General features: G+C 40.9%; 10 protein-coding genes. 6 read left to right on the top strand and 4 right to left on the bottom strand.

Annotation, left to right across the window (positions count from 1 at the left end; all coding sequences use genetic code 11):
- Positions 1-302: 302 nt before the first annotated feature.
- On the top strand, positions 303-1,769 hold the full coding sequence (locus tag CWB65_RS15185) for an NAD(P)H-hydrate dehydratase (RefSeq protein WP_138740917.1): 1,467 nt from the start codon (positions 303-305) through the stop codon (positions 1,767-1,769).
- Between the two features lie 5 nt (positions 1,770-1,774).
- On the opposite strand, the gene CWB65_RS15180 is transcribed toward CWB65_RS15185, so the two are convergent.
- From CWB65_RS15180 to CWB65_RS15165, 4 genes are all read right to left on the bottom strand, one after another.
- Positions 1,775-2,173, bottom strand: a complete 399-nt coding sequence (locus CWB65_RS15180) for a VOC family protein (protein ID WP_008128360.1) — start codon at positions 2,171-2,173, stop codon at positions 1,775-1,777.
- A 480-nt stretch (positions 2,174-2,653) separates the two neighbouring features.
- Complete coding sequence (gene groL, locus CWB65_RS15175; RefSeq protein ID WP_138740916.1) at positions 2,654-4,300, bottom strand: chaperonin GroEL; 1,647 nt, start codon at positions 4,298-4,300, stop codon at positions 2,654-2,656.
- Between the two features lie 49 nt (positions 4,301-4,349).
- The gene (locus tag CWB65_RS15170; protein ID WP_008113511.1) at positions 4,350-4,637 is read right to left on the bottom strand and encodes a co-chaperone GroES; all 288 of its coding nucleotides are present in this window, start codon (positions 4,635-4,637) and stop codon (positions 4,350-4,352) included.
- Between the two features lie 109 nt (positions 4,638-4,746).
- Positions 4,747-5,223 (bottom strand): FxsA family protein, encoded by a 477-nt coding sequence (locus tag CWB65_RS15165; protein ID WP_138740915.1) that lies wholly within the window; start codon positions 5,221-5,223, stop codon positions 4,747-4,749.
- Between the two features lie 237 nt (positions 5,224-5,460).
- Between CWB65_RS15165 and cutA the strand changes: the two genes are divergently transcribed.
- The 5 genes from cutA (at position 5,461) to accC (ending at position 10,137) form a co-directional block, all read left to right on the top strand.
- Positions 5,461-5,781, top strand: a complete 321-nt coding sequence (gene cutA / locus CWB65_RS15160; RefSeq protein ID WP_008113508.1) for a divalent-cation tolerance protein CutA — start codon at positions 5,461-5,463, stop codon at positions 5,779-5,781.
- Positions 5,781-7,577: a protein-disulfide reductase DsbD gene (locus CWB65_RS15155; RefSeq protein WP_138740914.1), complete on the top strand. Its 1,797-nt coding sequence runs from the start codon at positions 5,781-5,783 to the stop codon at positions 7,575-7,577. The genes cutA and CWB65_RS15155 overlap by 1 nt, the downstream gene beginning before the upstream one ends.
- A gap of 229 nt (positions 7,578-7,806) precedes the next feature.
- Positions 7,807-8,259 carry a type II 3-dehydroquinate dehydratase gene (gene aroQ, locus CWB65_RS15150; protein WP_006791248.1) on the top strand — a complete coding sequence of 151 codons (453 nt, stop codon included), beginning with the start codon at positions 7,807-7,809 and terminating at the stop codon, positions 8,257-8,259.
- Positions 8,260-8,302: 43 nt separating this feature from the next.
- Positions 8,303-8,770, top strand: a complete 468-nt coding sequence (gene accB / locus CWB65_RS15145; RefSeq protein ID WP_008128370.1) for an acetyl-CoA carboxylase biotin carboxyl carrier protein — start codon at positions 8,303-8,305, stop codon at positions 8,768-8,770.
- A gap of 26 nt (positions 8,771-8,796) precedes the next feature.
- The gene (gene accC, locus CWB65_RS15140) at positions 8,797-10,137 is read left to right on the top strand and encodes an acetyl-CoA carboxylase biotin carboxylase subunit (protein ID WP_008128373.1); all 1,341 of its coding nucleotides are present in this window, start codon (positions 8,797-8,799) and stop codon (positions 10,135-10,137) included.
- The last annotated feature ends 172 nt before the right edge of the window (positions 10,138-10,309 follow it).

The raw sequence follows: 10,309 nt of genomic DNA, 5'->3' as shown, positions 1-10,309 counted from the left end.
GGTAATTGTTAGAAAAAGGTCACTTAGGTGGCCTTTTTTAATGCCTGCAATTTGCCTCACGTGAAGGTGGCGCTCTTACCTCAGGCGTAGGTGCTTTGTAGCAACGTTCAATGAGTAATATTTAGCGTTTAAGTTTTTAATACCTGAATAAAAGTGATTAGTTTTCAGTTATCTGACCCGGATAAATATGTGATCTTTAGTACGTTTGAATAAACGAACTTACCTCGATTAAAAGCTCACAAAACTAGCCGCTTGATATGTGTATTTGATAAGGTAGGGTGTCACTTATTAGAGGGGTCTTCATGCTAAATAAACTAATATTTACTGCAAAAGAAGTTAGGGATAACGAGGCACTGGCTGCTAAAAATAGCCATTGTGAGTTATTTACCCTCATGCAGCGCGCTGGGAACGCTGTATTCAACGCTTGGCAAGACTTTAATGCACAGCATACGTTAGTTGTTGTAGGGCATGGTAATAACGCTGGGGACGGTTATATTAGCGCGAGCCTAATTAAGCAAGCGGGTAAGCGAGTAACTTTGTGTGCCGTTAACCCTGAAAAAGCACTAACAGGAGATGCTGCAAAAGCGTTTAAGTTATGGCGTGATGAAGGCGGTGAAGTTAATGCTTATACGAGTGAGTTATTAAACCGAAGTGATTTAATTATAGATGCGATGCTAGGTACAGGGATCACAAGCTCGGTTCGCGATAATTTTGCTAAAATTATTAATGAAATTAACGCCAGTAATAAACCTGTATTGAGTATAGATGTATCCTCAGGTATCAGCGCAGATACTGGCCAACCTTTAGGTATTGCTATACAAGCAAGTAAAACAATAACCTTTGTTGCTATTAAGCAGGGGCTAACAACGGCTATAGGTAAACAACATTGCGGGGAGTTAATATTTGACGATCTAAATATTGGACCTGCATTTTTTGAGCTCGCTACTTCAAGCGGCACACTTATAAATATTAAGAGCTTTAAAAAGCTTGGTGCGCGTAACCTAAATAGCCATAAAGGAACTCATGGTAAACTCCTCTGTGTAGGTGGTAATGAGGGGACGGCTGGCGCAATTAGATTATCCAGCGAGGCCGCACTTAGAGCAGGTGCGGGTATTGTAAAAGTGTATACACATTCAAGTTCTGTAGTGCCTGTAAGCATTGGTAGGCCAGAATTAATGGTAACCAGTACTAATCTAAAAGAAGCGCTTGAGTGGGCTAGCTGCGTAGTTATAGGGCCAGGTCTGGGGCTGAATGAATGGGCACAAAAAACCTTTGAGGAGGTTATATATTATTGCCAAACTAATAACATGCCACTGGTTATCGATGCCGATGCGCTAAATTTATTATCCAAACAAGCCTCATCGTACACATTAAAGCAATGTGTACTTACACCGCACCCAGGAGAAGCATCCAGGCTATTAAGTAAAACTATTGTGGATGTTGAGTCAAATAGGTTTGAGAATGCTCGATTGTGTGCTAAGCGCTATAACGCTACTTGCGTATTAAAAGGAGCCGGAACACTAATTGATAATGCTGAGAATACGTGGGTGTGTGAAGACGGTAACGCAGCACTGGCCGTTGGTGGTAGTGGCGATGTACTCACTGGTATTATTGGTGCTTTATTGGCTCAGGGTTTAAATATTGATGAAGCAGCGCGTTATGGTGTAACACTGCACGCTAAAGCTGGCGATATCGCCAGTGTGCGAGAAGGGGAGCGAGGTATGCTACCCTCCGATTTATTTAAAATAGTTAGATCCTTAATAAATTAAGCTTTCTATTTTTGTTGAATTAAATCCCACTTATTACCGTATAAATCTTCAAAAACAGCAACAACTCCGTAAGGTTCATTACGGGGTTGTTCATTAAAGACAACACCGTTAGCTAACATGTTTTCATGATCGCGCCAAAAATCGTTAGTATGTAAAAATAACCAAACACGCCCACCGGCTTGGTTACCAATAGCACTTATTTGTTCTGGCGCAGTGGCTTGAGCAAGTAGTATATGCGTACCATTTGACTGCGGCGGTGTAATTAACACCCAACGTTTTCCCTCACCTAAATCAGTATCTTCAACTAATTCAAAGCTCAATTTTTTAGTGTAAAACTCAATGGCTTCATCATAATCTTTTACGATTAAGGCAATACTGCCAATATGCTGTTTTATACCTGACATAAACTACTCCTTGATTGTGTTGCTGCGTATTTTTACATATCAGTGTGTGTTTTGTGTAGGGTTGTATATATTTGTAGATTATGCATCTTCATCCGGCGGGTCGCCTGAGTCTTCCTTACGTTTTCTTTGCTCTTGCTTCGCCTTTTGAACATTTTCGTAGGTAGGTGGCGGAATTGGCATCAGGGAAATAAGCGGAAAAAAACGCTAAAAACAAATATGCCCCTGTCGACATACTTTTACCCCAAGTAATCATTTTTAACAAAAGGCAAACTATTAAAAGCAGCAATGCAGATATTAGGGTTACAAGCACTGCGATGAAAGTAATTCCATTACTGTTAAGTATGTCCATGGTGTGGTTTTTTAATTTATACGTTATTACTATTTGGGGGTAAATTGAACAATAACAATAAAAAAGTACTAAAAAGTAAAAACCCAGCCGAAGCTGGGTTTTATATAAGATAGGTGCTTAAACGGTGATGATTACATCATGCCGCCCATACCACCCATGCCGCCCATGCCACCCATATCAGGAGCGCCCGCTTCTTCTTTAGGGATTTCAGCGACCATTGCTTCTGTGGTGATCATTAGTCCGGCAATCGATCCTGCAAATTGTAATGCAGAACGCGTTACTTTCGTTGGATCTAGGATACCCATTTCAATCATGTCGTTGTATTCGCCAGTGGCTGCGTTGTACCCGTAGTTACCTTCGCCGCCTTTCACTGCGTTAATAACAACAGATGCTTCGTCGCCTGCGTTTGTAACGATTTGACGAAGTGGTGCTTCCATCGCACGAAGTGCCACTTTAATACCGTGGTTTTGGTCTTCGTTATCGCCTAGTAAATCTACTAATTTGCTAGCAGCACGTACTAATGCAACACCGCCACCTGGTACCACACCTTCTTCAACCGCTGCGCGAGTTGCATGTAATGCATCTTCAACACGGTCTTTTTTCTCTTTCATTTCCATCTCAGTAGCGGCACCTACTTTGATTACTGCAACACCGCCAGCTAATTTAGCCATGCGCTCTTGTAGCTTTTCTTTATCGTAGTCTGAAGTCGCTTCTTCAATTTGTGCTTTGATTTGTGCAACACGGCCGTTAATGCCGTCTTCTTCACCAGCACCATCAATGATTGTTGTGTCGTCTTTAGTGATTACTACACGTTTAGCTGTACCTAAGTCTTCAACTGTTGCCTTTTCAAGCTCAAGGCCGATTTCTTCAGAAATCACAGTACCGCCAGTTAAAACCGCGATATCTTGTAGCATTGCTTTACGACGATCGCCAAAACCTGGTGCTTTAACCGCTGATACTTTTACAATACCACGCATGTTATTAACGACCAGTGTCGCTAACGCTTCACCTTCAAGGTCTTCTGCGATGATTAGTAGAGGTTTACTTGCTTTAGCAACCGCTTCTAATGTTGGTAATAATTCACGGATGTTAGATATTTTTTTATCTACAAGTAAGATAAATGGGTTATCTAGTTCAACCGCGCCTTTTTCAGCGTTGTTGATAAAGTATGGAGATAAGTAACCACGGTCAAACTGCATGCCTTCTACAACATCTAGCTCGTTTTCAAGTGATTGACCTTCTTCAACCGTGATAACACCAGTATTACGGCCTACTTTTTCCATTGCTTCTGCAATGATGTCGCCAATTTCTTTATCAGAGTTAGCTGAAATAGTACCTACTTGTGCAATCGCTTTAGTATCAGCACATGGAACAGAAAGCGCTTTAAGTTCTGCAACAGCAGAAATGATTGCTTTATCAATACCGCGCTTAAGATCCATTGGGTTCATACCCGCAGCAACTGCTTTAAGACCTTCGTTTACAATAGACTGAGCAAGCACAGTTGCGGTAGTAGTACCGTCACCAGCAGCATCATTTGCTTTAGACGCTACTTCTTTAACCATTTGTGCGCCCATATTTTCAAACTTATCTTCAAGTTCGATTTCTTTTGCTACAGAAACACCATCTTTAGTGATTACTGGAGAGCCAAATGATTTGTCTAGTACAACGTTACGACCTTTAGGGCCTAATGTTACTTTTACTGCGTTTGCTAAAATGTTTACGCCTGTTAGCATTTTTGCACGTGCGTCGCCTGCAAACAGTACTTCTTTTGCTGCCATGTTTAATTTCCTCTAAATTCTTAAAATGTGTGTTAAACGAAAAGTAGGTTTAGCCTACAATGCCTAAAATATTGTCTTCACGCATGATCAGGTACTCTTGACCTTCGATCTTTTCAGTTTTTTCAACATATGAGCCAAATAACACAGTGTCACCGGCTTTCACTTCTAACGCGCGAACGTCACCGTTTTCTAAAACGCGACCATTACCTACGGCAACAACTTCTCCGCGAGTTGATTTTTCAGCTGCAGAGCCAGTTAATACAATACCGCCAGCAGACTTGGTTTCTTCTTCTAGACGCTTGATGATTACGCGATCTTGTAAAGGACGAATGTTCATGTTTTTAGTTCTCCTAACAGTTTCTGAACAGTACAGAAAAAAGTGTATCTAATTTGCTTTCATTAATGGGGGTGGAGTGAAAAATTCCAAGAGAAAAAATGATAAATTTTTAATCTTTTCGTTCAAACTCACCATCAATGGTTGTTGGTTGTTCGGTTTGTTGCTGGTCACGCATCGAATGCGGTTGTTGCGCGTATGGGGAAGGACCTTGTTGCATACCTGCACTCATTCTCACAGTTGCCTGACTTGCAAGGCCTGCGGCTAATTTATTACGAATTGCAGGAGTAAGAAGCAGTAAGCCAAATACATCCGTCATAATGCCAGGTGTTAATAAAAGTACCCCAGCAATAATCACGCAAATACCGGTAAACAACTCTTTAGCCGGCATTTGCCCTTGAGCCATTTGCACTTGTACGTTTTGTAATGCGCCCATCCCTTGCTGTTTCACCATTTTCGCACCCACAATAGCGGTTAGTACCACCAAAGCGATTGTTGCGAAGCCACCTATTACGTCACTAACCTGAATTAGTAAGGCAATTTCAATAATAGGAATGATGATAAACAGCAAAAATAAAATTCTAAACATAAGACTCTCTAAAATGACACTCATTAAGGTGCTAATGAAATATAAGTGAGGGTTGTCGGGTCTATTTTCAAGCTAATAAGAGTAAGTAATAAACTTTAATGTTAGTAAAGTTATAGCTAGTGGGTTTAAGTCACTTTACTGTAAAGACCTCAAATGTTGACAGAGTTCGTGTCTACACATTATACCCGCTATCAGCTACTATGGGGCTAGACCCCCGTAAACAAGTAAAGGTTCACTATGACAACGCAATTTAAACTTATTTTTACCACTTGCAGAGATAACCACGAAGCCCGTTTATTGGCTATGGCGCTAATTGAAAAGAAACTGGCTGCTTGTGTAAATATTTTACCTGCCATGACTTCAATTTACATATGGGAAGGTGAAGTAGCCGAGGCAACTGAAGTGAAGCTGCTAATTAAAACCAAGGCCGATAAAATGAACGATGTATTTTTAACTTTGAAAGATCTTCACAGCTATGAAGTACCAGAAATACAAGTCGTTGATGTAGCAACCGGTAACTTGGCTTACTTTAATTGGATGGATGAGGTGCTTCATTAATGCGCTTTATTTTATTTTTTTTATTAAGCGTATTAATGGCGCCTGTTTGGGCAACACAAAATACCCTTGATGATTTTCTTAAACCAACTCAGCACACATTTTTACCGGTAAATGAAGCGTTTGTATTTGATTTTGATCAGCAAGGTAGTACGTTATTTGTTGGTTGGGATATCGCTGATGACTATTATTTATACAAAGGTAAAATAGAAATTATTGCTAAAGGTGCCAGCATTGACGTGCCTGAGTTGGGCTCTGGTGAAGTTATTGAAGATGAGTTTTTTGGTAAAACTGAAGTGTTTTTTAATTCTCTCAGTATTATCAGCAAGCTTAGTAATGTAAGTGAAGATGGCGTTGTTAAGGTGCGTTATCAAGGCTGTGCAAAAGCAGGGCTGTGTTATCCACCTGAAATTATAAGCATTCCATTGAGTGTACTGGCAGGTGAGAATAATACTAATGACAATACCGCAACAAGTAGTGCATTCTCGGCACTTAGCCAACCTGTAGAAAAACCTGTTACTGCAGCAACACCTGAGAAAGAGCTCACCTTTACAGAGCAACTAGCTAGTCAGAGCTTAATGGTTAACCTTGCTATATTTTTTGCTGTGGGTGTAGGTTTGGCATTTACACCGTGTGTATTTCCGATGTTCCCTATTTTATCTAGCTTAATTGCGGGTCAAAAGAACCTGTCTACCAAAAAAGCATTTGCACTGTCATTTGTTTATATTCAGGGTATGGCGGTCACCTATGCTGCATTAGGCTTAGTGGTTGCTGCATTAGGCGGCCAAGTGCAAGGTTACTTACAGCACCCATATGTATTGATAAGTTTTAGCTTATTGTTTGTGTTGTTGGCTATGTCGATGTTCGGTTGGTACGAAATAAAATTACCTAGCAGTATGATGAACAAACTAACCCAAGTGAGCAATAACCAAAAAGGCGGTAATTACATTGGGGTATTCCTGATGGGGGTTTTATCAGGGCTTATTGCATCACCCTGTACCACGGCGCCGCTATCAGCCGCTTTATTATACGTTGCGCAAAGTGGTGATTACTTAGTGGGCGGGCTAACGTTGTATGTATTGAGTTTAGGCATGGGATTGCCTTTATTATTGCTTGGTACATCGGGTGGTAAATTACTACCTAAAGCAGGCGGTTGGATGGAGCAAGTTAAAACCTTATTTGGCTTTGTAATGTTGGTCGTTCCGCTAATATTGTTAGAGCGTTTGATTAGCGCCAACATTATATTACTTATGGCAGGTATATTGGCGTTAGCTGCTGCTTTGTACTTACACCATTGGCAAAGTAATCAGCAGCAAAGTAAATTAAAAACAGCTTTATGGTTTGCAGCCATGTTGTTGGTATTTACTGGATTTAGTTTAGCTAAAGACTATTTTTGGCCTGTACAAGTCCAAGTAAACTCACAAAAAAACGAGTTTAAACACGTTGCCAATTTAGCCGAACTAAAAGTCGCGGTCGATGATGCCAATAAACAAGGTCGACTTGTTATGGTCGATTTATACGCCGATTGGTGTGTTGCGTGTAAAGAGTTTGAACATTACACCTTTCCTGATGAAAATGTGCAAAAGGAGTTTAGTCATTATCAGTTAATTCAAATCGATTTAACTGAAAGTGATAGTAAAACTATTGAGCTAATGGAAGAGTATGACGTTTTCGGGTTACCGAGTATTTTGTTTTTTAATACTCAAGGGCAAGAGCTAAGCACGTTGCGAGTGACAGGCTTTTTAAATGCTGAGGATTTTGCTAAACACCTTGCTACAGTGCGTGCCAGCGCACAATAATAGTGCAATAAAGCCACTTAAGTTTACTAAGTGGCTTTGTTATTTATACCTTTCAAAATGTACCTTAAATAGTGATTGGACCAGTATTTTGCTGTTATTTACGTCGAAATCACTATAATACCCAGCTAACGTGAGAAAATGTTGCAATTTAGCTTTTTTATGCTTAGTTTAAAGTTAAAAAATAGCTAGCAATGGCTTAACTCATTACTTAGAGGGTATATCGCGTATTATGGCTGCAAAATTAAAGATTTTAGTTGTTAATGGTCCAAATTTAAACATGCTAGGAAAGCGCGAGCCAGAAAAATACGGTACGCAAACACTTAGCGAGATTATGAGCGAACTAACGAATACCGCTAATAGTCTGAATGTTGAACTTACGCACTTTCAAAGTAATGGTGAGCAAGCGCTCATAGAACGAATTCATAATGCTTGGCAAGCGGTTGATTGTATCATTATTAACCCCGCAGCATTTACGCATACAAGCGTTGCATTACGTGATGCATTGTTAAGTGTTGATATTCCGTTTTATGAGGTGCACTTGAGCAATGTGCACGCACGTGAAGCTTTTCGCCATCATTCTTATTTTTCAGATGTGGCACAAGGCGTTATATGTGGATTAGGTGCAATGGGTTACCACGCAGCATTAAATGCAGCGGTTAACCGGTCGCAAAACGCAATTTAATTTAAAAATTAACACACTAACAAACTAACAGGCGGGTCGTGTAATGGATATTCGCAAGATAAAAAAACTTATCGAATTAGTAGAAGAATCGGGCATTGCGGAACTAGAAATCACTGAAGGTGAAGAGTCGGTACGCATAAACCGTAACAATATGAGTGCGGGTCCAGCTTACCCACAATTTGCACCACAACAATATGCGCCAGCTCCTGCACAGCAAGCGCCAGCCCCTGCTGCCCCTGTAGCAGTTGAAGCAGAAGCTGCGCCTGCTGCACCAACGGGTCATCAAGTTAAATCACCTATGGTTGGTTCATTTTACTCAGCATCTTCTCCAGAGGCACCTGCTTACGTAGAAGTAGGCTCTAAAGTTAATGTAGGCGATACACTGTGTATCATTGAAGCCATGAAAATGATGAACCAAATTGAAGCTGATAAAGCGGGTACTGTACGCGCAATTTTAGCTGAAAATGGCGAGCCAATTGAATTTGACCAACCTCTATTCATCATTGACTAATAGCATAACGTAAAAGGCCAACTCTAATGTTAGATAAAGTAGTCATAGCAAACCGAGGTGAAATAGCACTTCGTATATTGCGCGCCTGCAAAGAGCTTGGGATCAAAACGGTTGCTGTTCATTCAACGGCGGATCGCGATCTTAAGCATGTATTGCTTGCAGATGAAACCATCTGTATTGGTAAGCCATCAGCAACAGAAAGTTATTTAGATATACCGCGCATTATTGCTGCGGCCGAAATAACTGATGCGGTAGCGATTCACCCAGGTTATGGTTTCCTTGCAGAAAACGCAGATTTTGCAGACCAAGTTGAGCAAAGCGGTTTTGTATTTATTGGGCCAAAAGGCGACACAATTCGTCTAATGGGCGATAAAGTATCTGCTATTGCCGCAATGCGTAAAGCAGGCGTTCCATGTGTGCCGGGTTCTGATGGCCCTGTAACAGACGATAACGAACGCAACATGCAAATTGCTAAGCGCATTGGTTATCCGGTTATTATTAAAGCCGCTGGTGGCGGTGGTGGCCGTGGTATGCGTGTAGTACGCAATGAATCTGAATTAGTAAATTCAATTTCACTAACGCAGCAAGAAGCTAAACAGTTTTTTGGTAACGGTATGGTTTACATGGAGAAATACCTTGAAAACCCGCGTCATATCGAAGTACAAGTATTAGCCGACGGACAAGGTAATGCAGTTCACTTAGGTGAACGCGATTGTTCAATGCAGCGCCGTCATCAAAAGGTAGTTGAAGAAGCACCAGCGCCAGGTATAACAGCAGAGACGCGTAAGTTTATTGGTGAGCGTTGTACACGTGCGTGTATTGAAATTGGTTACCGTGGCGCGGGTACGTTTGAGTTTTTATACGAAAACGGCGAGTTTTACTTCATTGAAATGAATACCCGTATTCAGGTTGAGCACCCAGTAACAGAAATGGTTACGGGTATTGACTTAATCAAAGAGCAGCTAAAAATAGCAGCGGGTCAGCCATTATCATTCACGCAAGACGATGTCGTTATTCGTGGTCATGCGATTGAATGTCGAATTAATGCTGAAGACCCTGAAACGTTTATCCCGTCACCGGGTAAAATTACACGTTTTCACCCCGCTGGTGGGCTAGGTATTCGTTGGGACAGCCATATTTACGCTGACTATACGGTTCCACCACATTACGATTCAATGATTGGCAAGCTAATTACTTACGGTGAAAACCGTGACGTAGCTATTGCCCGTGCACGTAATGCACTAAACGAATTAGTAATTGATGGGATTAAAACTAATACTCCTTTGCATAAGCGTATTCTTGCAGACGAGAATTTCCAAAATGGTGGAACTAATATTCACTACCTTGAGAAAAAGTTAGGTTTGTAATCTTCCTAAATTAAAAAAACCGGCTTTTGAAGTGACCCCCAATAGTTGGACAATCCAATTACTGGGGGTCTTTTTATGTCCAAGTACAAAAGAATATTTAAGTTAAAGCTCGCACAACTTGCTGAGCAGGAAAACTCTGAAGCATTAAGTAAAAAGTACAATATTAGCGCTC

Source organism: Pseudoalteromonas sp. S554, from assembly GCF_005930865.1.
GTDB lineage: Bacteria > Pseudomonadota > Gammaproteobacteria > Enterobacterales > Alteromonadaceae > Pseudoalteromonas > Pseudoalteromonas marina.
The sequence above is the reverse complement of the archived record's forward strand: the minus strand, read 5'-3'. Positions and strand labels throughout refer to the sequence as shown.